The sequence below is a fragment of the Maridesulfovibrio sp. genome (assembly GCF_963678865.1).
Classification (GTDB): domain Bacteria; phylum Desulfobacterota; class Desulfovibrionia; order Desulfovibrionales; family Desulfovibrionaceae; genus Maridesulfovibrio.
Genome location: NZ_OY787459.1, coordinates 2,530,387 through 2,551,523, shown reverse-complemented (window position 1 = coordinate 2,551,523; position 21,137 = coordinate 2,530,387). Strand labels below are relative to the sequence as shown.

Here is a 21,137-nt window from a genome sequence, read left to right as displayed (position 1 = left end):
AGAATGGCAGCGGTCTTCTTTTCAGCGGAATCCCGCCAACTACTTAACGATCAGCAATTGGACGTCGCAGACGTTAGTGTTGGTGGGGCCTGTTTTAAACAAGGCTCCTACCGTTTGAAGGAAGTGGTAGGAGTCGTTGTTTTTTAAATATTCGGCAATGGAGAGTCCCATTTCGCGGGATTTTTCCAGAACCGTTGAGTCGGCAAAACCTCCGGCCGCGTCTGTGGGGCCGTCGTTGCCGTCAGTCGATGCGGCCAGAAAGTGGATGGCTTTGCCGTTTTGTTCATCCTGTCCCAGACGCATGAGAAATTGCAGGGCCATTTCCTGATTACGGCCGCCCTTGCCGTTCCCTTTCAAAGTAACAACTGTTTCGCCGCCTACTATTATGCAGGCCGGTTTTTTTTCCAGCAGTTCCCATTCCCGTTCATCTTGAGCCACAGCCCAGAGCATGTCGGCAGCATCGGCGGCTTCTCCCTGCAGGCGGGAGGTCAGCATTCGCACATTGTACCCCAGTTCTGCAGCCTTGTCGCGAGCACCAAGCAGGGCAATGCGGTTGGTGCCGATGAGAATGTTATCGGCACGGATTTCACTGAACTCGTCTTTAGACAAGGTTTCCAGCAATTTGCCTGTGTTGCCCAGCTCAAGAGCCTGCACAACATTAGCCGGTATTTTTTCGCGCAATCCATAATTTTCAATGATGGACATGGCATCGCAATACGTAGTGCGGTCATAGCTGGTCAGTCCGGAAGCGATGGTGTCGAGGTTGTCTCCAACAACGTCTGAAAGAATGAAGTTCAGACTGCGTGCCGGACGCAGGCAGCGCAGCAGGCGTCCGCCTTTGAGGGATGAAAGATGTTTGCGGATGCAGTTGATCTCGCTGATATCGGCACCACAGGCCAGAAGGGCCTTGGTGGTGTTTTGTTTGTCCTCAAGGGTTACTTCAATTTTTTTCCCGTCCACCTCTGCATGCATGGGGCTGGAGAGCAGGGCTGATCCGCCACCGGAAACAAGATTGATAACCAGAGTTTTGTCGGTGGTGGAGCAGGCCAGTTCTTCAATCTCTCTGGCCGCACGCACGCTGTTGTCGTCCGGTACAGGGTGAGCAGCTTCAATGGTCCGGATGAATTTGAGATTTTCAGTATGTCCGTATTTTACGGATATCAGCCCGGAGTCGATGCGCGCTCCTAAAATTTTTTCAACGGCAAGGGCCATTTTGGCAGTGGCCTTGCCTGCACCGATGACCACGATGCGTTCGAATTCCTGAAGATCAACAACAATATCACCTTCGTCCATGGCGACAGTCAGGATTTCGCCTTCCAGGGTAACCCTGTTGGTGATGATTTTATATGGGTCAACGCGGTCCAGTGCTTCGGCGAATATCTGCCGGAGATGTTCCTGTTCGCTGGTCATCATATCGTGTTCCTCAGGTTCGTTTTGCAAGGGAGGCAATGCGTGTCCCCGCCATATACAACCCTGCCGCATGCATGGTTGCAACACCTTCCGGCAGAGAATGCCCGCTAAGCGCGCATTGCCTATTTATTCAAACCGGCATCGCCCAGAGCTTTCAGGGCCTCTCGTAAATGGGAGGTCATGAGCTGTGCGGCTAGTTCGCCGTCTTTGTTTCTGATCGCGGCCAGAATCTCTTCGTGTTCTTTGAGGCTCTTATTCGGCTGCCCCGGCATCTTCAGGGGAGCTTTCCAGCCTTCGATCATTGATTTGTAAAGTGCATCCATAATGGACGCGAGAACCTTGTTGCCCGTGGCTTTACCGATAAGGCGGTGGAATTCCGCATCAACCATAATGGCTCGGGGCAGGTCCTCTTCTTCAACGGTTTTCCTGAATTCCTCGTGGGTCTTTAAAAGTTCCTCAAGGTCTTCTTTGGAAATCCGTTCCGAGGCCATGCGTGCCGTGCTGGGTTCCAACAGGGACCGCACTTCAAAAAAATGGCGTAACGCCTCGTAATTGTCAGTAAGCCAAGTGGAAAGGGGGCTGAAAATATCCCCTTCGTAACTTTTTACAAAAGCACCGATACCCGGCTGTGTCTCAATAAATCCCTTTATCTCCAGAATACGCAATGCTTCACGGATGGACCCGCGGCCCACCTGTAATTCCTTCATGAGCTGGCGCTCGGAAGGAAGAGGTTCGCCTTCTGCAAAAGTCTTGTTCTGGATCAGTTCTTCCAATTGCTTGGCAGCTGTTTCCGAAACTCTGACTTTCTTGATAGGTTTAAACATTTTTGCGCACATATAATAATTTTAGCCTGTTATGTATTGTTAGGCCGGGATTCTTTCTTTATGGTCCGACATCTTAATGTCTACTGGTCCTACCAGTATACCTGAGGCAAAAAATAGTCAAGCGGAGGGTGTACTCACCATAAGAAGATAAGGTACTGTGTCTAAATGGTTCCTTTGAGACGTATCTTATGATATATACTAGATAATAGAGTGTGACATGCGTCGACTCTGCGTGATTTTTTGAGGGAGAAAATGAGGAGATAGGGATATGAGTTGGAAAGATCTAAGGCTGGCCTATAAATTTGCAATAGGTTTTGGGTCCATTTTGTTATTATTGGTTTCGCTGGGAATGTGGTCTATTTCCGGGATCGGGAACATAGTCGGTAATGCGGGAGAAGTCATCGCGGGTAACAAACTCCGTGGCGATTTTGTCCAGAAGATTGTCGATCATCTTAATTGGACTAATGAAATCAACAAACTGCTTACAGATAAAAATGTACATGAAATCAACGTGCAGGTTGATCCCCATAAGTGTGGATTTGGTAAATGGTATTACAGCGATGAGCGAAAAAAAGCGGAAGAACTTGTGCCTGAAATCAAACCTCTGCTGGCTGAAGTAGAGGAGTATCACAATAAGTTGCACCAGTCGGCTATTGAAATTGAGGATAAATACGAGGAAGTTGATCCAGGAATGGGCAGTTTTTTGCGGGAAAAGAAGCTGGATCACCTAAACTGGATGATCGCCGTACTCAAGCAGCTCATGGATCCTGAAATAAGACAACTCAGTTGTCAGGCAGACCCTCATAAGTGTGGTCTTGGCAAGTGGCTGTATTCAGCGGAAGTTAAGGAAATGGGCCGTCGGTATCCCGAATTTGGAGCACTTCTGGATAAGGTTTATGGTCCGCATGCTAAACTCCATGAAACAGTTCAGGATTTGAACGGATATATGGCTCGTGAAGATCGCATCGGGGCGCAAAAATATTTTTCAGAAAATGTTGAAAGGTATGCCAATGAAACATTGGGCAGGATTGACGCACTGATTCAATGGCATGAAAAGGAAGTAGAACTTTTTGCCGAAGCCTCGAATGTTTATGCCACTGTGACTGTTCCCGCACTTAAAACTGTGCAGAGTCTTCTGACAGAAGTGCGGCAGACCGTGGCTGCGAACATCATGACTGATCAGGAAATGCTTAGAGAGGCAGCACATACCAGACAGGTGGTAGCAATTGTAAGTATAGTTGCCGTGGTTCTCGGAATTATTATGGCCTGGATTATCGGCAATGGAATTCTGGGGCCTTTGAACAAAGGTCTCGAGTTTGTGGCTGAGGTCAGCAAAGGCGATCTTTCTGCTGAAGTTAACCTGAAGCGTAAGGACGAACTCGGTAAACTGGCGGATGGAATGCGTAATATGGTTCGCCGGTTGCGTAGCGTCGTAGGTGATGTGAATAATGCCTCAGACAGTGTTGCCAGCGGCAGTGAAGAGCTTTCCGCATCCGCAGAAAGTCTTTCTCAGGGAGCTACCGAGCAGGCGGCCTCCATTGAAGAGGTTTCCTCCTCGATGGAAGAGATGGCTGCCAACATCAAGCAGAATGCCGAAAATGCCGTTCAGACCGAGGGAGTGGCAGAAAAATCGCAGCTTCAGGCTTCACAGAGTGCCGATGCCGTGGGTGAAGCCGTGCAGGCCATGAAGAGTATTGCTGAGAAAATTATGATAATTGAAGAGATAGCCCGCCAGACAAATCTTCTGGCACTTAATGCAGCCATTGAAGCAGCAAGGGCAGGGGAGCACGGCAAGGGGTTCGCAGTTGTAGCCGCCGAGGTCCGCAAGCTTGCCGAACGTAGCGGAATTGCTGCTGCCGAAATCAGTGAGCTTTCCTCTTCATCTGTTGTTGTTGCTGAAAAGGCGGGGGATATGCTTAAGGAACTGGTACCCAGCATCAGCAAGACCGCTGAGCTGGTGCAGGAAATTGCAGCAGCCAGCAATGAGCAGAACAGCGGGGTCATCCAGATTAACAAAGCTATCCAGCAGCTTGATTCTGTCATCCAGCAGAATGCTTCCGCTTCTGAGGAGATGGCTTCCACTTCCGAAGAACTTTCCCGTCAGGGCCAGCTTTTGCAACAGGCCATGACTTTTTTTAAGCTGAGCGGGAGCGGACCAGCACGCATGCTGCCTGCAGGAAGTTTTTCCCCTGAAGATGACGGTTTCGACAGGTTTTAATACTAATCGTAATTAAATAAAAAGGCGCATCCTTTCGGGTGCGCCTTTTTTTATTTTCTTGTGGCTTTGATTATGATGTCCTTCCCGCAGAGTACGGGGGTGGATAGCAGTACATCCCGCACAAATGCGTTTGCTTTGCGCTGTGCCTGGGTTGCTTTTTCATAACCTTCGCGATTTTTTTTATGCAGAAGGATGAAGAATGTTGTTGCAAGCCAGATGAGCGGCTTGAAAATAAGCCAGGCCTTGTCGCTTTTCTTGATTTCTGAAGAGGTTACTTCTTCTATGTTGAATCCGGTCTTGCGTAGAAAGTAGTCCATTTCGGGGTAACCTATCAGATTAATATGTTCCTCTCCCATGGGCAGTTCCAGATTGATAGGGGAAGGCATGCCCCGGTAGAATCCGGTCAAGAAGTGATAAAAGCGAGAACGCAGGCAAAGCCGGTTTGGAAAAGTGAGGATCAAGGTTCCGCCCGGAGCAAGGAGTTTGTGGAACATTCTTAAGGTGTGCGGGACACTTTCAATGTGTTCGATTACTTCCCTGCTGATGATGGCATCAAAAGGGGCGTTTTCTATTTCATAATCTGCGGCGTTAAGGTCAAGTTTTATTTCATGCAGGCCGTCTACACCTGTCTGGGCAAAATTCGTGATTGTTACGTCGTGCCCGGTGGCCTGAAGTTCCAGTGCAAGGATTCCTTCGCCCGCGCTTGTTTCAAGAATTTTAGAAGGTGTTTTTGCGGGAAGCATCTTTTTAATTACACCGTCTTTGGCAATGTCCCTGATGTGTTTCAGTATTTTTTTGCCTGCAATTTCAATTGTTACGCGGTTGCTTTTGCCCATCAGATGCTCCTTAAAGTGTTCTTGATATTCCTGAAAACGAGTAAACGTAATTTGATAGATATTAAGTCTGTTAGTGTCAAGAACAGGGGCAGAACGAAAAAAGGCACTTCATAATGAAATGAAGTGCCTTTTTCTTTGAAAATGGTGGGTCGTGCTGGGCTCGAACCAGCGACTCTCTGCTTAAAAGGCAGATACTCTACCGACTGAGTTAACGACCCATATATTTTGAAGCTTGTCTATCATGATTAGCTGTTGTCTTGAAGCTTGTCAAGTAATTTCTAGCAGAAAGATAGACCGCCATTTTGAAAAAGAACTCCCGATAAATGCGGGATGTTGTTCCGGAGTTTTTGCTGGTGGGTCGTGCTGGGTTCGAACCAGCGACTCTCTGCTTAAAAGGCAGATACTCTACCGACTGAGTTAACGACCCTCCGTGTGAACGAAGAAGCTTTTATCCAGACAGCATGAACCTGTCAACAAAAAAAATGAAAAAGTTTATTTTTTCTTTGTTTGAAGTTAGAATTTTAACCGCACAATATACCTCGGCGTCAGGGGATATTGATGTTGTATGTAATTAAAAAACTGAAATAATTAGATAAAAGTTAAAAAAGTTGACAAATGAGTTTTGTTTTCATATGTTAGCTACGCTAAGTGGAGTGCCGACACTCATTTGGCAATAAACTATGGAGGAATTCAATAAATGACTCGTAAAGACCGTACCGAAGGCATATATAGCCGCCGTGAAGTCCTTGATGAAAGCGAAAGACGCCAATATTGCGCCCTGCAGCTCAAGGAACTGCTTACCTATGCCTACCGCTATTCAGAAGACGTAAAAAAACGTTTCGACAGAGCTCAGTTTCAGGTCGATAAGTTTAAAGAGCTTTCCGATCTTAAGCATATACCTATTTTAAAAAAGAAAGAACTGATCTTCCTGCAGTCCATGGGACCACGTCTGGGCGGATTGCTGACCAAGGATCTTGGTGAACTGCGTCGCATCTTCCTTTCTCCCGGTCCGATCTTTGATCCCGAAGACCGCGCCGAGGATTACTGGGGCTGGACCGAAGGTTTCTACGCGGCCGGTTTCCGTTCCGGGGACGTGGCCCAGATTACTTTCAACTATCATCTGGCTCCCGCCGGACTCATGTTCGAAGAACCGCTGCGTAACCTGAACTGTGCTGTTGTTCCTGCCGGCCCAGGATCTACAAACAGCCAGCTTGAAATCATGCAGAAGCTGCGTGTTACCGGTTATGTCGGTACCCCCAGCTACCTCATGCACCTTGCTCAGAAAGCGGAAGAAGCGGGCCTGAACCTTCGTAAGGATCTTTATCTGGAAGTTGCATTTGTCACCGGAGAAAAATTTTCCGAAAAAATGCGTTCCGATCTGGAGAAAAAATTCGACCTGATCATGCGTCAGGGTTACGGAACCGCAGATGTGGGTTGCATCGGTTATGAGTGCTACCATAAAAACGGTCTGCACATCACCAACCGTGCTTTTGTTGAAATCTGTCATCCAGACACCGGTATTCCGCTCAAGGACGGTGAAGTCGGTGAAATCGTTATTACCGCCTTCAACAAAACTTACCCGCTGATCAGACTCGCCACCGGTGACCTGAGCTACATTGACCGCACTCCCTGTGCCTGCGGACGTTCCACCCCGCGTCTCGGCAATATTGTCGGCCGTGTGGATACCACCGCACGCATCAAGGGTATGTTCGTCTACCCCCATCAGGTTGAGCAGGTCATGGCCCACTTTGAAGAAGTCAAACGTTGGCAGATCGAAGTTACCAACCCCGGCGGCATTGATGAGATGATCCTCAATATCGAGGTTTCCAACTTCAAGCGTGAGGATGAACTGCTGCATACCTTCCGTGAGAAGATCAAGCTGCGCCCCATCCTCAAGGTTCTGACTCCCGGCTCACTGCCCCCGCAGATCAGACCCATTGAAGATAAGCGTAACTGGGACTAATCCCGGTATGCATCATAGTTCCATCGACAAGTGCGCGAGGACCGTTCTGGTCCTTTGCGCACTTTTTTTTATTCTCGGCGGTTGTGTGAAGAAAAGTGTACCGACGGAAATGGCTGTGTCCTTTCTGCCCTGTTCCGGAGATTACCTTGACCCGGTGGGTGATCCCCTGCCGTTTGACAAGCTCATGGATGAGGCTTCAGGGGCCGATTATGTGCTTATCGGGGAAGGGCATACCAGTATCTGCGACCATAAGGCCCAGTTCGAGATTATCGAAGGGCTGACCCGGGGGCATGCTAAGGTTGCCATCGGTCTTGAAATGGTCACTGCGCAGAAGCAGGATATTCTCAACCGTTTCAATCTCGGACAGATTCCGGTTTCGGAACTAGCCAAAGATTTGGATTGGGAGAATGGCTGGCGGTATGACTTCAACATGTTCAAGCCTATTTTTGAGCTGGCGGAAAAACGCAGACTGACCGTTGCCGGATTGAATTTTCCTTTCAGTCTGGTCAAAGAGGTCCGTGAAAACGGGCTTGAAGGACTTTCCCCTGAAGACCGGGCCATGCTGCCGGAAAAAGTAATTCCTCCAGCGCCTGAACAGGAGGAAGGACTGAAAGAAGTCCTTGCCATGCATCAGGGGCGTGACGCTACCGATCCCAAGCAGGTTGAGCGTTTTTTTCTGGTCCAGTCCCTTTGGGATACCGGAATGGCGGAAAAGGCCGTGGAGTTGCGCCAAAGTTCAGGCCATCCGGTGGTTATTCTTGCCGGTGGCGGGCATGTGGAGCACGGCTGGGGAATTCCACGCAGGTTGAAAGTGCTTGACCCGCAGGCCAAAGTCATGACCATCATGCCTTGGCGAGGCGAGGAGTTTTATCCCACTGCGGCGGATTCTTTTTTCTATTGTCCGCCTTCTTACGAAAGCCGCATGGGCATGACTATTGAAATGCGTCAGGGCCGGGCGGTGATCACCGCTGTGAAGCGGGACCGCAAGGGGTACCAGAAAGGGCTGAGGCCCGGCGACATTATTGTCAGGGCACAGGGAATTCCCGTACACAGCCTTGCAGCCATGCATATGGCCGGATCAAAAGCCCACAAGGAAAGTAAGCCGCTGATTTTCACGATTGACCGTGGTGGCGAATTTTTTGATCTTGATATGGGTAAGCTGACCCGCATGAAAAAAGATAAATAAGATTTTTCAGGAAGTATAAAATGCCAGAATTGCCGGAAGTAGAAGTAATATCCCGTGGTCTTGCCAAATCCCTTGAAGGCGAGATAATTGAGTCCGTAAAAATTCTTAACCACAGTTCCGTAAAGATGCCGTGGTATCTTTTTTCTTCCCGCGTTGCCGGGAAGAAGATCACCCGTATCCATCGTCGGGCAAAGCTGCTTATCATGGATCTGGGCGAGGACCTGCATGTTACTTTTCATCTTAAGATGACTGGCCGTGTTCTGGCTCATGAAGGACCTACAACGCCTCAACCCCATACCCGTATTGTCTTCGGGCTTACCAATGGCGGTTCCATTGAATTTCACGATACCCGAAAGTTCGGTGAAGTACGTGCTTTGAACAATGATGAGTTGCAGGAATGGAGTTTTTACAAAAATCTTGGTCCCGAACCGCTTGAGGTCTCAGCTGAAGAACTTGCGGAACGCGTCAGCGGGCGTAAGGCTCAGATCAAGGGCTTGCTTCTTAATCAGTCTGTTGTAGCCGGAGTAGGCAACATTTATGCGGATGAATCCCTGTTCCGTTCAGGCATTCATCCCAAGGCCAAGGCATCCGACCTCTCTAACGAATCTCTGGTCAGATTGTTCACTGAATTGCAGGCCGTGCTTAAGCAGGCCATTCAGGAGAACGGCAGCTCTATCCGCGATTACGTAGATGCGGGCGGCGATGCCGGGGGATTCCAGAACAGCTTCAAGGTCTACGGCAAGAAAGGTGAAGCCTGCCCCGATTGCGGCAAAACCTTCGAAGGTGGAACTGTCGCAGGGCGTTCGTCTACTTTTTGTTCGAATTGTCAGAAGATGCAGGATTAGTTTGCGCTGTTTTTGCATATTTATTTTGAATCATGATTATTAAAAGTTTTTGGGATTCTTAAACCCTTTTTACAAAAAGGGTTTAAGCCCTCGGAGAGCCGCCGGAGGCATTCCAATAAATGACTGCTGAATCCAGTAAAATAGTCCGTAACGCCTCGGTAGTCGCCGGGGCGACTCTGCTTTCCAGGATCCTTGGTTTTGTCAGGGACCTTATTGTTGCGTTCGCACTTGGCGCAGGCTTGCCTGCGGATGCATTTTTTGTGGCCTTTCGTATTCCCAATCTGTTGCGCCGTTTGTTCGGGGAAGGCTCCCTGACAATGGCCTTTGTGCCTGTTTTCAGTAGGGTGCATAAGGAGCAGGGCGAAGGCGCGGCCTTTGAGATGGCCCGCTCAGCCATGCTTTGGTTGCTGCTCATTCTCGGCGTTCTGACTGTGCTGGCAATCGTGGGGGCTAAATATCTGGTCCTGCTCATTGCTCCGGGCTTTGGTGATAACGCTGAGTTGATGTCTCTTACAGTTAATCTGCTAAGAATCTGTTTCCCTTATGTTATTTTTATTTGCGGTGTTGCGCTTTGCATGGGCATCCTGAACAGTACGGGTCATTTTCTGGCTCCGGCTCTGGCCCCGTGTATGCTCAACATTGCTTTAATCGGATCGGCATTGATCGGCTATTTTACAGGGAACAGTGTGGCCTTGTTTATGGCTTGGGGAGTGTTGATCGGCGGACTGCTGCAATGGTTGCTGCAGCAGCCCTATCTAAAGCGTCTCGGGCTGCATTGGCGCGGCAAAGCGGAACTTGATAACCCCGGTGTGAGACGTATGGGTAAGCTTATGCTGCCCACGGTGCTGGGGGCAGCCGTTTACCAGATCAACGTGGTGCTTGGTACCTTGCTGGCTTCATTTCTCCCTGTGGGATCTGTGTCTTATCTTTATTATGCCGACCGTCTGGTGCAGTTCCCGCTGGGTGTGTTCGGGATTGCCGTCGGCACTGCCGCCCTGCCCAGTCTGGCAAAGCTTTACGTTGAAGGGCGGCATGACGATTTTGCCAAGACCCTCAAGCAGAGTGTGGGCCTGATCCTGTTTATTTCACTGCCGGCCATGGCCGGACTGGTTTCTCTTGCCGAGCCGCTTATCGGGCTGCTTTTTGAGCGTGGGGCCTTTGATGCGCAGGCCGTATCGGCAACAGCACAGGCACTTATGGCTTATGGAATAGGTTTGCCGTTCATTGCCATGTCCCGTCCTTTGGTTTCTGCTTTTTATGCGCAGGAGGATACCCGGACTCCAGTCAAGGTTGCCATTCTTTGTTTGTTCATTAACGTGGGGGCAGGGTATCTGCTCATGCAGCATATCGCGCATGTGGGATTGGCTTTGGCGGTATCACTTTCGTCCATGCTGAATTGTCTGTTGCTTTCTGTTATCATGGGCCGCAGGACAGGGCTGTTTCCGTTACCCTTTGCAAGTGTGGCAAAGAGCCTTTTCCTAAGTGCGTTGATCGGCGCGGGGGCATGGTTTTCCGCTCGTTATGATATTTTGTGGTTCGCACTTATCCCTGTATGGATGGCGGTCTACGGCTTCGGTTCGCTCCTTTTGAAGTCGGATGATGCCCGTATGTTAGTGAATGCCTTACGTCGCAGGCGGAGCTAGGTAGGCCTCCGGCGATTCTCCTAGGGACCTTTCAGGGGGACCAAAGGAACAAGTCCTTTTGGAATCCCGATTATTTTTTTGGTCTTCGACGCAAAAAAAGAGATTACTATGTTTGAAGAGCAGAAAAGCCACTTCCCCTGTGGGTTAGTTCAACCTGAGTCCGGTTTCAGATTTTCTACAGACTCTTTGCTGATCAGCAGCTTTGCCTCTGTGTCCAGGAATGCCCGAATCCTCGACCTCGGCACCGGGAGCGGGGTGATTCCGCTGGGCATAATGCTGCGTCACCCGGATAAAGGGGTGAGCATTACCGGGCTGGAAATTAATCCGGAGATGGTTGCTGCCGCAGAAGAGAATGTGCAGCGTCTGGGCTTTACCGAGGAGATAGGTATTGTGCAGGGCAATGTATGCATTCCGGATTTCGCTCCTGCCGGGAGTTATGATCTGGTGGTTTCCAATCCGCCCTACCGTACTGAAGGCAGGGGCAAAGCCTGTCCTGATGCATCACGCAACAAGGCCCGTTTCGAGGTTGATTGCGGTCTTGATGCATTTGTCGCTACGGCCTCGCGCATGGTCCGTAACCGGGGCCGGGTCTGCTTCGTCTTCCTTGCCGAACGGCTGACCGAGCTGGTAACTTCCTTCACCCGCCACAAGCTGGAACCCAAGCGTATGAAATTTATTCACGGGCGCATTGATGCACCATCCAAAGTTGTGATGCTCGAGGCGGTAAAAGGCGGCAAGCCGGGGCTGATTATGGAAGCCCCTGTTATTCTGTTTGCGGATGATAATTCCCTGACGTCTACCGCGATTGAATATTGTCCATTTATTGCAAAGTAGAAGATCGACAGGTAAGGAATTATCAGAACAAATTTCAAAGGCTGCTCTTAGTTGGCAGAGCGAAGCCTATTAAAAGGTTTTGAAAGGGGGAGTCCAGAGGGGGAAAACTTTTTTGCAAAAGTTTTCCCCCTCTGATCGCCGAAGGCATCCATGATCAAAAAAATTCTACTAAAAAACTTCTTAGCCCATGCAGAAACCGAGATTGAACTCGGTCCGGGCATGACCGTGCTGACCGGTCCCAACAACAGCGGCAAATCATCCGTTGTTGAGGCTCTGCGCTGCATTGCTACCAACCCGCTGCCCAAACATTTTATTCGTCACGGAGCTAAAAAGGCCCGCGTTGAGTTGGAGATGGACGACGGGGTGCGCGTTGCATGGATTCGTAAAAAGGCTACCGCTTGGTACGAAGTTCTGCGCCCCGGGGAAGAGGAATGGGAAGTCTACGCCAAATTCGGGCGCAATACCCCGGAAGATATTTTGAACATTCTGCGTCTTAATCAGGTCCCCTTGGAAGGCGGTAAATCGCTGGATGTACACATCGGTAACCAGCGTAATCCTATTTTTCTGCTGGATCAGCCTTCGTCTGTTGCGGCCCAGTTCTTTGCTTCGTCTTCGGAGGCTTCTCATCTGCTGGCCATGCAGACCGAACTTAAAAACAGGGTCCGCGCAGCCAAACGGGAGAAGAAATTCCAGCAGCAGAAGATGGATGAAATCCGGGTAGAACTGGATGAATTGCAGACCCTGCCGGATGTGAATCTGGAGCTGGAAACAGCCCGCGACCTTAAAGAGCGGGTGGATGCACTGGAGAAGGAAATTCCGGCAGTGGAAACATTTCTGCAGCGTAAGGTAGAGCTGGAAAGTAACATGGCCGGACTGAGCGCACAGGAAAAGAAACTTTCCCCTTTACGGGATGTGCCGGACCTTTTCCCCTCCGGCCCTTTGGAGCGGGTGGTCACAGGCATGCAGACCCTGCGTGCCCATGGGCAGCACCTGAAAGCAAGGTCAGAATCTCTTGAAGGTTTGCAATCCCCGCCGGATCTGTTTCCGGTACAGGGGCTGGAAGTTGATCTTGCGCGCTATAATCAGCTTTCTTTTGCAGAAGAGAAGCTAAAGGTGCGGCGTAAGGCATTGGAACCGCTTATGTATGCGCCGGAACTCGAAGATGTATCGGCACTTTCCGCAACCATCCACAATCTGAACCGTAACCGTGATTTTAGAGATAATATTTCAAGGCGTACAGATGTTTTGGGTGCTTTGGTTGATCCTCCGGAACTTCATGATTTTGCGCAGCTTATGCAGGTTATGAACAATTTGTCTTCTTTTCGGAAAGCGCAGGCTGAAGCACATAAAAATCTGCTGCAGCTGAAGAAGGATGAGGCGGAGCTTAAGCAACGTATTGAAAAACGTCTGGCAGAGATTGGCCATTGCCCGCTTTGCGGCGGTGATCTTGATGCGGAAAGGCTGGTCGGGGAGGAAAGCCATGACTCTTGAGCGAGTAGAAGCTGAAGGTCTTTTCCTAATCGGGGATCCGCATATCGCGTCCACCCCTCCGGGGCAGCGTCTTGGTGATTTTGCCGCCGATATACTTGATAAGCTGGAAGCCTGCTTCAAGCAGGCGGAAATGCTGGGTCTGGTCCCTCTCATACTTGGTGATCTTTTCCACTGGCCGCGCGATAACGGCAACTCGTTGCTTGTGGATATGATCGGGCTGTTCGGGCAGTATAAACCCTTCGTGCTGGTGGGGAATCATGACAAGTATCAGGCCCGTTTCACCCCGGATGTGTCCATGGCCGTGCTCAATGCCGCAGGTGTAATCCGTTTGCTCAGTGAGCAGGGACCTGCCTTTGAATTGCAGACCCAGCAGGGTCTTGTGCTGGTAGGTGCTTCACCTGATTCCACACCCATCCCCAAGAGTTATGAGCGGGAGGACGGGAAGTATCTGAAAGTGATCTGGGTTACCCATCACAATATTTCTTTTCCTGAATGTGAAAAAAAGCAGCACGTCATCAAGGAAAAACCGGGAATCGACTGGATTATAAACGGGCATATCCACCGTCCGCGTGAATCCATAACCAAAGGCATGACAATCTGGGCCAATCCCGGCAATATTGCCCGGTTGGTTTTTTCCCGTCTGGCCCTTGAACGAAAACCGCAGGCTGCAATATGGACCCCGGATTGCGTGGATCTGAAAAAATGGGAAGTTCCACATCGCGATTTTTATGAGGTTTTCCCGGATCAGGAATTTCCGCCGGAAGCAGAAGACGCAGCTGTTGCTGAATCTAAATTTTTACAAGGCCTTGAGCGTCTGGCATGGAAGAGAACCCATGAGGGCGAGGGGCTTAAACAGTTTTTGACAGATAATATCGACCCGGAAGAGCCGGAAAGTAAGCTCATTTGGGAATTATATACGGAGGTTACCGATGGCAATGGGTAATGGAATGAATAATGGCGTACAGCTTGCGAACGGTTTGGAGCAGGAACTGAATCTGCTTAAAGAGCAGCACAAATGGTTGCATGACAAGAAAATACGTACTGAGCAGGAGCTTGCCAGTACCACCCGTCAGCTCGAAGCCCTCGAAGAGGAAGCCAAGGCCCAGTACGGCACCAGTGATCCGCAGGAACTGGCTAAGCTGCTTGAAGAAAAAAAAGCTGAAAACGCAAGGCTGGTCACCGAATACCGCAAGCATATCATGTCCATCAAAGAAGGTCTGGATAATCTGGAAGGCAGTAACTAACGCCTTCGGCTGTCCTTCGGAGGCCTATATGGAACAGTCTGAAATTACACTTGAATCTCTAGAACGCCGTGCAGACCGTTTGAGTGCCAAGGCTTCATCACGTCTGGACGACTGGCTGTCCTTGCGTGAGGAGGGCCGTAAGATTGATGAATTTCTGGAGATTGCTCCGGGAGCTGCAGATCGTCTGGAAGAACTTTCCACGGCTTTGTTCGGAGAGCTGCTGAGCGAACTTGAAACTAACCTGACCCACGCCATTCGTGAAATTCTGGGGCAGGATCGTGAAGTAAAAGCTGTCGCCTCTATCCGTGATAAGAAATTACAGGTGGATTTCCAGATCCTGAATCAGGGTGGCGAAGAGGATATCATGGTCGGGCAGGGCGGTTCAGTCTGCAACATTCTGTCCGTGGGGCTGCGGCTGATTGCTTTGTCCAGACTTAATCCTGAGTCTCATAGGCCTTTTCTGGTATTGGATGAACAGGACTGCTGGCTGCGGCCCGACCTTGTGCCCCGTTTTATGGAGTTGATCGGGACCATTGCAGAGCGGCTGGGCTTTCAGGTGCTGGTTATCAGCCATCATCCTCTGGATTTATTTTCGGAAAGTGCAGATGCTATTCTGGCCTTACGCCCACAGAAGGGAGACGGACCGGCAGTGGAACAGGTAAAGTAAGGGCTTGAAATTAAAGGCAGGTCTTTTACTGGTTGTTTGCCGGCTTTTGCTGTATCCTGCCCTCAGTAAAACAAGATCTTTAGCGGAGTTTATATAAATGGCAGAGCAAAGTCTGAAACGCATTCTGGATATCCCCCTTGAAGTCAAGGTTGAGATGGGCCGGACCAAGCTTCTGGTCAATGAAATTATCCAGTTCGGTCAGGGAACTGTTATCGAGTTGCATAAGTTGGCCGGGGAACCGCTGGATATGTATGTGGAAGGGCGGTTGGTTGCACGGGGAGAACTCGTTGTCATCAATGAAAATTTTGGATTCAGGGTTACCGAGATTATCAAACCCGAGGACAGGATCAAGAAGCTGGGCCTGTAACGAAGGCCTGCCGGAATCCATAAAAAAGGTCCTGAATTATTCCGCCCCCTTTTAACGGGGGCTTTGTTTTTAGCGGCATCTGCCGTAATGCGGGCTGTTGTTTTCTCATGCCGTCTCAGATATGAGTTTCCCCGCAAGGAGGTCACATTAAGTGTCATCGTTAAATGATTCGTTTAAAAGCAAGCCCGTGATCTGGGCTGTAGCCATAATTTGTATCAGCAGTTTTGCCCGTCTGTGGTTTCTCGGAACCGGCCAGCTTAATCTTGTGCAGGATGAAGCCCAATACTGGGATTGGACCAGGCACATGCAGCTTACCTATTATTCCAAGGGACCGCTCATTGCATGGATTATCGGGTTGTGGACTTCAGTATTCGGTAATACTGAGTTCGGGGTTCGTTTTGGCTCGGTTGTCGGTTCGTTCCTGACCCAGAGTGTGCTCTTTTGGGGCATGGCACGTATGTGGAAACGGCCTGTTGCAGCTATATGGACTCTGATCATATACAACTCCATGCCTGTTTATCTGGCTCTCGGCATTCTGATGACTACGGATAATCCGTTCATCCTTTGTTGGAGCTGTGCTTTATTTTCGTTGTATAAGGCTTCGCTGCCGCATCCCCCTGGATTGGAGCGTGATTCCAATGAATCCCGGACTAAGCCTTTTCTGGCAATAAGTATCTTTTTCGGGGTAGGTATTCTGGCCAAATACACCATGCTCGGCTTTGCCGGACTTTCGGTCATGTACGGGCTTTTGGTTATGCGTAAGGAAAGGCTGCCGCGCGGATTCTGGCGCAAGCTGATTCTTTCGCTGGCGGGAGGTATCGCACTTGGGTTCCTGCCGACCTTTATATGGAACATGCAAAATGGTTTTGTGGGCTACAAACACGTTCTGTATTTGATCGGGGCTTCCGGAGCTAAGGCGCATCAATTGCTGCGGTTTGACCGCTTTCTCCCGTTTCTCGGCGAGCAGATCGGCATGGCGACCCCGTGGTGGCTGGCTTTTATGTTTATAGGCGGATTCGCAGCCTTGTTTTTTCTTCTTAAAAGAAAGGGCCGCAATTTGATGCAGCTCAGCTATCGTCAGAGTGCTCTGCTTTCAGTGTTTTTCATCCCGGTCTGGTTTTTCTTTTTTCTCTGGAGTTTTCATGCTCAGGTACTCGGCAACTGGGCGGTGATTTCCTATGTCAGCGGGGTGATGATTGCCGGGTTCGCTTTTGAATCTTTCTGGGGCCGCAGAGGGCGTTTACGTTCCCTGTGGCTGACTTTGAGCATAGTGATTTTTGCGGTTCTTCATTTCCAGAATCTTGTTCCCCTGCCGGATCATCTTAATCCCACCCACCGGCTAAAAGGCTGGACTGATCTTGGGCAGCAGGTCGTAGAGCTGGAAAAGAGCCAGTTCAAGGACCCGTCCAAAGTTTTTGTCATGAGTGATGAATATGATATGACAGCAGCCTTGGCTTTTTATGTACCAGGCCAGCCGCGTACCTATTGCGCGTGGACCAGCAGGCGCATGAATCAGTATGATCTCTGGCCCGGACCGGAAGATAAAATCGGCTGGGACAGCATCTTCGTGATTAAAAAATTTCAAGCCAATCCGAGTGAGGAATTGAAGAAGATGTTCAAACGGGTCAGCTCACCTATCCATATTCAGACTACTTTCCGGGGTAAGCCTTCCCGAAAATTCACGGTCTATCTCTGCTACGATTATAACGGCTACTGGCCGCATGATCCCCGTCTGAGATTTTAGATTAAGCCGGATTTACCGGTCAGGATCAAACGCATCAGAGCGTTTTCTCAAGTCCCTTCTGCTTCTGCCGGAGGGACTTTTTTTTATGTTTTTAAAGAAAAATGAAAAAAAATTTCGGGAATAGTTTGCGGATAATAATCAACTGAAAGTCAGTTTTGATTATTTCTTTTGTAATTTCAAAGTATTTAGTGCTTGTTGGAGTATTGTTGCAGAAAAGAAGAGATAAGAGTGCATTTCTTTGACATTTTTTGACAAATAGTGTCATAAGGGGTACATCGTAGTGTAATTTTGAAAAATCAGGATAAGTCTTTGACACCCTCGCCTACGCTATACACGGTACGTGAGATTGCCGACATTTTGAGAATCCATCCACGGACGGCCTACAGGCTTGTTCAGGAGGGTAAGATTCGGGGCATAAAGGTCGGTAGTCAGTGGCGTGTGCCGGAAAGTTCCCTGCTGGAATACATTGAGTACGGTTTGCAGGCGGCTCCTAAAAAGGAGAAAAAGGACGGCAAGGACGGCCCTGAACAACTGAAACTGCCCATTTGACAAACAGCGGTGGACAAGGATCATGAAAAAGTCAGCTGCCCTGAAACGGGTGACTCTGGAAAATGATTTCGGCGGCCAGATTTCCTTTATCGGAAAGCTTGAAAATGAATCCCTCAATTATAATGAGGACAGCGGGGAGCTGGTATCTGAAAAAATTTTCAGTACCGAGAAGGGGCGTACAGGCTATTCCATTGCAACCAGAAACGGTCAGGAGCGCGACAGAAGAGCATATCTGATGGAAGATCAGGGTGAGACATGCATAGTCTCCAACGGTTCAATCCTGTTGGGACTGGACACGGACGTTATGCTTACATTCTGCGCACAGGCTTTGGCAGAACTGGCTGAAAGTAAATCTGAAGACGAACTTGAATTTGTAAAAAAACAGCTGCACGTGGTTAACGGTTAGTCCGTTTCCCGCTGCATTCGATTAGCAAGCGTGAAAAAAATCCCCGGAGTGGTTCCACTCCGGGGATTTTTTCGTATCAGACTAATTCATCCTGATAAGGATTAAAATAGACTAAAATTATTGAGTTTTTAGTTCTTCTTCAATTCTTTGATAAAGGCGTCGGCTTCATCGATGGAACGCTGCATTTCCTTGATCAGCCTGCCGATGTCACCTTCAAGCGAGTTCAGTTCGGATTTGAGGGAAGAAATGGCCTGTGCGTTCAGGTTGTGCTTCAGGTACAGAACCTGATCCCGGAATACATTGAGTACGGGATCGATTTTTTTCTCCGCCTTGCGCATTGCCGAGAGTAACCGTTTGAAATTACTTTTGGTTTTGGAAAGTTTAATCCGGCTCTCGTTGCGAAGCTTTCTGCTTGTATACTGGTCAAGTTCAGCATTCCACTCGTCAAAAAGGTCTTCACCGACCTGCTGCACGGCATCAATTCTTTTGCGGACTTCTGCTGCTGCAGCTTCGCTGTTTTCGTACTCATCATTGAGCCGTTCATAAGTCTCCTGAAGGTCGCCACCGTGAAATCCGGTCAGGGCGCTGAATTTATCGAGTGCGCTTTTAAACTGTTCACTGGCTTCTTCCTGAGATTCACGGGCTTTTTCCACATTGGAAACAAGAAGGTCACGTTTATGGTAACCGAAGCTTTCCATTGTTTTGTAATAAGCGGACTGACATCCGGCAAGCCCCAGCGCCATGATTATGATGAGGGAAGTGGCTATCTTGTTCATCAGGTGCATGTAAATTACCCCTTACTGTTTAAGCTCTTCAGCCTTGATAATCGTGATGGGCTTAACAGGAACGTCGTCGTAACGGCCTTTGCGGAAGGTTACAGTCTTTGCAATTTTATCGACAACTTTTTTACCGCCGATAACTTTACCGAATACGGCATAGCCCCACCCAGAGCCTGATTCAGACTTGAAGTTGAGGAATGCGTTGTCATTAACATTGATAAAGAACTGGTCGGTTGCGGAATGTGGATCATTGGTCCGGGCCATGGCAACGGTGTATTTGTCGTTGTACAGGCCGTTGCGGGCTTCGTTTTCAATTGCTGCATGAGTGGGGCGTTGTTTCATATTTTTATCGAAGTTACCGCCCTGAATCATGAAGCCGTCAATTACGCGGTGAAAAATGGTTCCACTGTAGTGTCCTTCGTTAACGTAACGCAGAAAGTTGGCTACGGTGACCGGAGCTTTGTCCTTGTTCAGTTCGAGCACTATGTTGCCCATGCTGGTCTGCAGTTTTACAAAAACCGTGTGGTCTGCCGCGTTTGCGGTTCCGGCCATGAGGGCAACGCAGAAAAGAGCACTTACCAGTAATATCTTGAAGAGTTTCATGTTTTGTTTTCCTCCTTGGAAGGGTTTATTGCGGTTTACCAGAAACACCCCTCACGGGCAAACCAAAGCCGCTGCGAAATCGTAATTATGTTTAACTATGCAGGAAAATGAAATGCGCTTGAACTGATTACATATGAAGGATAATAGATTTTAAAAAAGGAGCGGATATGTCTATTCTGAAGTGGGATGAGCGTTATTCTGTAGGTGTTAATATTATCGACAAAGAGCATCGGCAATTGATTGATATGATTAACAAGGCTTATGATTCAGTGAAAGATATGGAAGAGGATAAGGTTCTTAGAGAGCTGGTGAAGGATATGTTTGACTATGCCATAAGCCATTTTTCCACAGAAGAAAAATTGATGGAGAAGTACGGATTCCCCGCTGCTGAGGAGCATAATAAGATGCATCATGTTTTTTCTATGAAGGCTGAAACACTGGGGCTGCTGGTAAAAAACGAAACTCAGGTTGAGCCGGTCAAGGTATTTAAATTCCTGGCCGATTGGTTGAGAGATCATATTTTAAAGACGGACAAGGTTTTGGGCAAATTTTTAAATGAACAAGGTGTGTACTGATTTTACAGATTGTTCAGATGGTTTACGCAAGAAACAGCAAAAGGCTCCCTGTGGTAGAGGGAGCCTTTTTTCGAGGGGTGTGAAGGAGTGGTGTTTTTTATTCGTTAGTAATTTGTATTTTTCGGGGTTGGACTTCCGGCATTTTGGGCAGGAAGAGTTCCAGTACTCCGTTTTTCAGGTTTGCCTTGATGTTTTCCCGGTCCACGACATCGGCAATGGTGAACCTGCGGGTATATTCACCTTCGCAGAATTCCTGATCAATGAATTTTTCGTCTTCGCCGAGAGTTGCGGCAGCTTTGCCGGCAATTATCAGATTATTTTCATCGAGGTCGATAGCAAGAGCCTCTTTGCTTACTCCGGGAAGGTCCACGTACATGTAAAAGCCCTGCTCGCTCTCTACAATATCGGTTGCGGGGCTGAATTTTTCAATTTTCTTTTCATTATTCATGTTAGTCCCCCTTTATTCGATAGCAATGTCAACCTTTCTGGGTACGGATGATTCCGTTTTCGGAAGAATGATATTCAGTATTCCGTCTTTTACTGATGCTGAAACATTATCTACATCAACAGTAGTGTTGATGGAAATGATTCTTTGAAATACTCCTGAAGGTCTTTCCTGTCTGAAGTATCTGCCTTCTGGAAGTTTGCGTTCTCCCTTTAGTACAAGATTTTTTGCAGTAATGGTGATTTCCATATCTTCAATGGAAACACCAGGTACTTCCGCACGAATATATATGTTGTTGCTGCTCTCACTGATGTTCAGTGGAGGATATGACGCTTTTCTCCTGTTGTGATGGTGTGGATTAAAGACGTCATTGAATATTTTATCAAACTCATACGGAAAGTTATAGAATGAACCAAAGTCGATAACCATAAATAACCTCCTGTTCTGTTCGTCTGAATTACAAATATACATTCAGTTTCAGTTGTCAACATTGTAAATTTGATATTTT

21 protein-coding genes, 2 tRNA genes and 1 pseudogene are annotated in these 21,137 nt (G+C 48.6%); 15 read left to right on the top strand and 9 right to left on the bottom strand.

Annotated features, from left to right (window positions below; translation table 11 throughout):
• Nucleotides 1–39: 39 nt before the first annotated feature.
• Nucleotides 40–1,413 carry a glycerate kinase gene (locus ACKU41_RS11730; RefSeq protein ID WP_321400948.1) on the bottom strand — a complete coding sequence of 458 codons (1,374 nt, stop codon included), beginning with the start codon at nucleotides 1,411–1,413 and terminating at the stop codon, nucleotides 40–42.
• A 119-nt stretch (nucleotides 1,414–1,532) separates the two neighbouring features.
• Nucleotides 1,533–2,234, bottom strand: coding sequence for a FadR/GntR family transcriptional regulator (locus ACKU41_RS11725; RefSeq protein WP_321400945.1), 702 nt, complete (start codon nucleotides 2,232–2,234; stop codon nucleotides 1,533–1,535).
• A 268-nt stretch (nucleotides 2,235–2,502) separates the two neighbouring features.
• Here ACKU41_RS11725 and ACKU41_RS11720 point away from each other — a divergent pair, with 268 nt between their 5' ends.
• A complete protein-coding gene (locus tag ACKU41_RS11720) occupies nucleotides 2,503–4,452 on the top strand; it encodes a methyl-accepting chemotaxis protein (RefSeq protein WP_321400943.1) in 1,950 nt (649 codons plus the stop codon).
• A gap of 50 nt (nucleotides 4,453–4,502) precedes the next feature.
• Here the strand turns inward: ACKU41_RS11720 and ACKU41_RS11715 are convergent, their stop codons facing one another.
• The 3 genes from ACKU41_RS11715 to ACKU41_RS11705 all read right to left on the bottom strand — a co-directional run bounded on the left by ACKU41_RS11715 (nucleotide 4,503) and on the right by ACKU41_RS11705 (nucleotide 5,715).
• Nucleotides 4,503–5,288, bottom strand: a complete 786-nt coding sequence (locus ACKU41_RS11715; protein WP_321400941.1) for a class I SAM-dependent methyltransferase — start codon at nucleotides 5,286–5,288, stop codon at nucleotides 4,503–4,505.
• A gap of 142 nt (nucleotides 5,289–5,430) precedes the next feature.
• Nucleotides 5,431–5,506, bottom strand: a tRNA-Lys gene (locus ACKU41_RS11710).
• A 133-nt stretch (nucleotides 5,507–5,639) separates the two neighbouring features.
• Nucleotides 5,640–5,715 (bottom strand) — tRNA-Lys (locus ACKU41_RS11705).
• A 270-nt stretch (nucleotides 5,716–5,985) separates the two neighbouring features.
• On the opposite strand from ACKU41_RS11705, the gene ACKU41_RS11700 reads away from it, so the two are divergent.
• The 13 genes and pseudogenes from ACKU41_RS11700 to ACKU41_RS11640 all read left to right on the top strand — a co-directional run bounded on the left by ACKU41_RS11700 (nucleotide 5,986) and on the right by ACKU41_RS11640 (nucleotide 18,227).
• Complete coding sequence (locus ACKU41_RS11700) at nucleotides 5,986–7,251, top strand: AMP-binding protein (protein WP_319777552.1); 1,266 nt, start codon at nucleotides 5,986–5,988, stop codon at nucleotides 7,249–7,251.
• A 7-nt stretch (nucleotides 7,252–7,258) separates the two neighbouring features.
• Complete coding sequence (locus ACKU41_RS11695) at nucleotides 7,259–8,437, top strand: ChaN family lipoprotein (RefSeq protein WP_321400939.1); 1,179 nt, start codon at nucleotides 7,259–7,261, stop codon at nucleotides 8,435–8,437.
• A 20-nt stretch (nucleotides 8,438–8,457) separates the two neighbouring features.
• Complete coding sequence (gene mutM / locus ACKU41_RS11690; protein WP_321400937.1) at nucleotides 8,458–9,282, top strand: bifunctional DNA-formamidopyrimidine glycosylase/DNA-(apurinic or apyrimidinic site) lyase; 825 nt, start codon at nucleotides 8,458–8,460, stop codon at nucleotides 9,280–9,282.
• A gap of 119 nt (nucleotides 9,283–9,401) precedes the next feature.
• Nucleotides 9,402–10,925, top strand: coding sequence for a murein biosynthesis integral membrane protein MurJ (gene murJ / locus ACKU41_RS11685; protein WP_321400935.1), 1,524 nt, complete (start codon nucleotides 9,402–9,404; stop codon nucleotides 10,923–10,925).
• Between the two features lie 108 nt (nucleotides 10,926–11,033).
• Nucleotides 11,034–11,759 (top strand): methyltransferase, encoded by a 726-nt coding sequence (locus ACKU41_RS11680; RefSeq protein WP_321400933.1) that lies wholly within the window; start codon nucleotides 11,034–11,036, stop codon nucleotides 11,757–11,759.
• Nucleotides 11,760–11,909: 150 nt separating this feature from the next.
• Nucleotides 11,910–13,250, top strand: a complete 1,341-nt coding sequence (locus ACKU41_RS11675; protein WP_321400931.1) for an AAA family ATPase — start codon at nucleotides 11,910–11,912, stop codon at nucleotides 13,248–13,250.
• Nucleotides 13,240–14,193, top strand: a complete 954-nt coding sequence (locus ACKU41_RS11670; RefSeq protein ID WP_321400929.1) for a metallophosphoesterase — start codon at nucleotides 13,240–13,242, stop codon at nucleotides 14,191–14,193. Before ACKU41_RS11675 ends, ACKU41_RS11670 begins: the two co-directional genes overlap by 11 nt.
• Nucleotides 14,180–14,494: a hypothetical protein gene (locus tag ACKU41_RS11665; protein ID WP_321400927.1), complete on the top strand. Its 315-nt coding sequence runs from the start codon at nucleotides 14,180–14,182 to the stop codon at nucleotides 14,492–14,494. Before ACKU41_RS11670 ends, ACKU41_RS11665 begins: the two co-directional genes overlap by 14 nt.
• Before the next feature lie 28 nt (nucleotides 14,495–14,522).
• Nucleotides 14,523–15,161: a hypothetical protein gene (locus ACKU41_RS11660; protein ID WP_319777544.1), complete on the top strand. Its 639-nt coding sequence runs from the start codon at nucleotides 14,523–14,525 to the stop codon at nucleotides 15,159–15,161.
• 112 nt (nucleotides 15,162–15,273) lie between these two features.
• Nucleotides 15,274–15,528: pseudogene (fliN, locus tag ACKU41_RS11655) on the top strand (flagellar motor switch protein FliN); the annotation flags it as partial.
• Nucleotides 15,529–15,679: 151 nt separating this feature from the next.
• On the top strand, nucleotides 15,680–17,272 hold the full coding sequence (locus tag ACKU41_RS11650) for a glycosyltransferase family 39 protein (RefSeq protein WP_319777543.1): 1,593 nt from the start codon (nucleotides 15,680–15,682) through the stop codon (nucleotides 17,270–17,272).
• 309 nt (nucleotides 17,273–17,581) lie between these two features.
• Nucleotides 17,582–17,821: a helix-turn-helix domain-containing protein gene (locus ACKU41_RS11645; RefSeq protein ID WP_321400923.1), complete on the top strand. Its 240-nt coding sequence runs from the start codon at nucleotides 17,582–17,584 to the stop codon at nucleotides 17,819–17,821.
• Between the two features lie 22 nt (nucleotides 17,822–17,843).
• Entirely contained in the window at nucleotides 17,844–18,227 is a 384-nt protein-coding gene (locus ACKU41_RS11640; RefSeq protein ID WP_319777541.1) for a hypothetical protein, read from the top strand.
• A gap of 128 nt (nucleotides 18,228–18,355) precedes the next feature.
• Here ACKU41_RS11640 and ACKU41_RS11635 read toward each other — a convergent pair whose 3' ends face one another.
• Together ACKU41_RS11635 and ACKU41_RS11630 are read right to left on the bottom strand one after the other, a co-directional pair.
• The gene (locus tag ACKU41_RS11635; RefSeq protein ID WP_319777540.1) at nucleotides 18,356–19,012 is read right to left on the bottom strand and encodes a DUF2959 domain-containing protein; all 657 of its coding nucleotides are present in this window, start codon (nucleotides 19,010–19,012) and stop codon (nucleotides 18,356–18,358) included.
• A gap of 12 nt (nucleotides 19,013–19,024) precedes the next feature.
• On the bottom strand, nucleotides 19,025–19,609 hold the full coding sequence (locus tag ACKU41_RS11630; RefSeq protein ID WP_319777539.1) for a peptidylprolyl isomerase: 585 nt from the start codon (nucleotides 19,607–19,609) through the stop codon (nucleotides 19,025–19,027).
• Nucleotides 19,610–19,776: 167 nt separating this feature from the next.
• Here ACKU41_RS11630 and ACKU41_RS11625 point away from each other — a divergent pair, with 167 nt between their 5' ends.
• Nucleotides 19,777–20,184: a bacteriohemerythrin gene (locus ACKU41_RS11625; RefSeq protein ID WP_319777538.1), complete on the top strand. Its 408-nt coding sequence runs from the start codon at nucleotides 19,777–19,779 to the stop codon at nucleotides 20,182–20,184.
• Between the two features lie 97 nt (nucleotides 20,185–20,281).
• Here the strand turns inward: ACKU41_RS11625 and ACKU41_RS11620 are convergent, their stop codons facing one another.
• Together ACKU41_RS11620 and ACKU41_RS11615 are read right to left on the bottom strand one after the other, a co-directional pair.
• Nucleotides 20,282–20,632: an Hsp20/alpha crystallin family protein gene (locus ACKU41_RS11620; RefSeq protein WP_321400919.1), complete on the bottom strand. Its 351-nt coding sequence runs from the start codon at nucleotides 20,630–20,632 to the stop codon at nucleotides 20,282–20,284.
• A 12-nt stretch (nucleotides 20,633–20,644) separates the two neighbouring features.
• Nucleotides 20,645–21,058 (bottom strand): Hsp20/alpha crystallin family protein, encoded by a 414-nt coding sequence (locus ACKU41_RS11615; protein WP_321400916.1) that lies wholly within the window; start codon nucleotides 21,056–21,058, stop codon nucleotides 20,645–20,647.
• Between the last annotated feature and the right edge of the window lie 79 nt (nucleotides 21,059–21,137).

What these genes read in the sequence shown, in the direction of transcription:
- ACKU41_RS11670 (WP_321400929.1), top strand. Translation starts at nt 13,240, where the DNA reads ATGACTCTTGAGCGAGTAGAAGCTGAAGGTCTTTTCCTAATCGGGGAT.
- ACKU41_RS11665 (WP_321400927.1), top strand. Translation starts at nt 14,180, where the DNA reads ATGGCAATGGGTAATGGAATGAATAATGGCGTACAGCTTGCGAACGGT.
- mutM (WP_321400937.1), top strand. Translation starts at nt 8,458, where the DNA reads ATGCCAGAATTGCCGGAAGTAGAAGTAATATCCCGTGGTCTTGCCAAA.
- murJ (WP_321400935.1), top strand. Translation starts at nt 9,402, where the DNA reads ATGACTGCTGAATCCAGTAAAATAGTCCGTAACGCCTCGGTAGTCGCC.
- ACKU41_RS11660 (WP_319777544.1), top strand. Translation starts at nt 14,523, where the DNA reads ATGGAACAGTCTGAAATTACACTTGAATCTCTAGAACGCCGTGCAGAC.
- ACKU41_RS11695 (WP_321400939.1), top strand. Translation starts at nt 7,259, where the DNA reads ATGCATCATAGTTCCATCGACAAGTGCGCGAGGACCGTTCTGGTCCTT.
- ACKU41_RS11700 (WP_319777552.1), top strand. Translation starts at nt 5,986, where the DNA reads ATGACTCGTAAAGACCGTACCGAAGGCATATATAGCCGCCGTGAAGTC.
- ACKU41_RS11620 (WP_321400919.1), bottom strand. Translation starts at nt 20,632, where the DNA reads ATGAATAATGAAAAGAAAATTGAAAAATTCAGCCCCGCAACCGATATT.
- ACKU41_RS11715 (WP_321400941.1), bottom strand. Translation starts at nt 5,288, where the DNA reads ATGGGCAAAAGCAACCGCGTAACAATTGAAATTGCAGGCAAAAAAATA.
- ACKU41_RS11720 (WP_321400943.1), top strand. Translation starts at nt 2,503, where the DNA reads ATGAGTTGGAAAGATCTAAGGCTGGCCTATAAATTTGCAATAGGTTTT.
- ACKU41_RS11680 (WP_321400933.1), top strand. Translation starts at nt 11,034, where the DNA reads ATGTTTGAAGAGCAGAAAAGCCACTTCCCCTGTGGGTTAGTTCAACCT.
- ACKU41_RS11725 (WP_321400945.1), bottom strand. Translation starts at nt 2,234, where the DNA reads ATGTTTAAACCTATCAAGAAAGTCAGAGTTTCGGAAACAGCTGCCAAG.
- ACKU41_RS11675 (WP_321400931.1), top strand. Translation starts at nt 11,910, where the DNA reads ATGATCAAAAAAATTCTACTAAAAAACTTCTTAGCCCATGCAGAAACC.
- ACKU41_RS11615 (WP_321400916.1), bottom strand. Translation starts at nt 21,058, where the DNA reads ATGGTTATCGACTTTGGTTCATTCTATAACTTTCCGTATGAGTTTGAT.
- ACKU41_RS11635 (WP_319777540.1), bottom strand. Translation starts at nt 19,012, where the DNA reads ATGCACCTGATGAACAAGATAGCCACTTCCCTCATCATAATCATGGCG.
- ACKU41_RS11730 (WP_321400948.1), bottom strand. Translation starts at nt 1,413, where the DNA reads ATGATGACCAGCGAACAGGAACATCTCCGGCAGATATTCGCCGAAGCA.
- ACKU41_RS11630 (WP_319777539.1), bottom strand. Translation starts at nt 19,609, where the DNA reads ATGAAACTCTTCAAGATATTACTGGTAAGTGCTCTTTTCTGCGTTGCC.
- ACKU41_RS11640 (WP_319777541.1), top strand. Translation starts at nt 17,844, where the DNA reads ATGAAAAAGTCAGCTGCCCTGAAACGGGTGACTCTGGAAAATGATTTC.
- ACKU41_RS11625 (WP_319777538.1), top strand. Translation starts at nt 19,777, where the DNA reads ATGTCTATTCTGAAGTGGGATGAGCGTTATTCTGTAGGTGTTAATATT.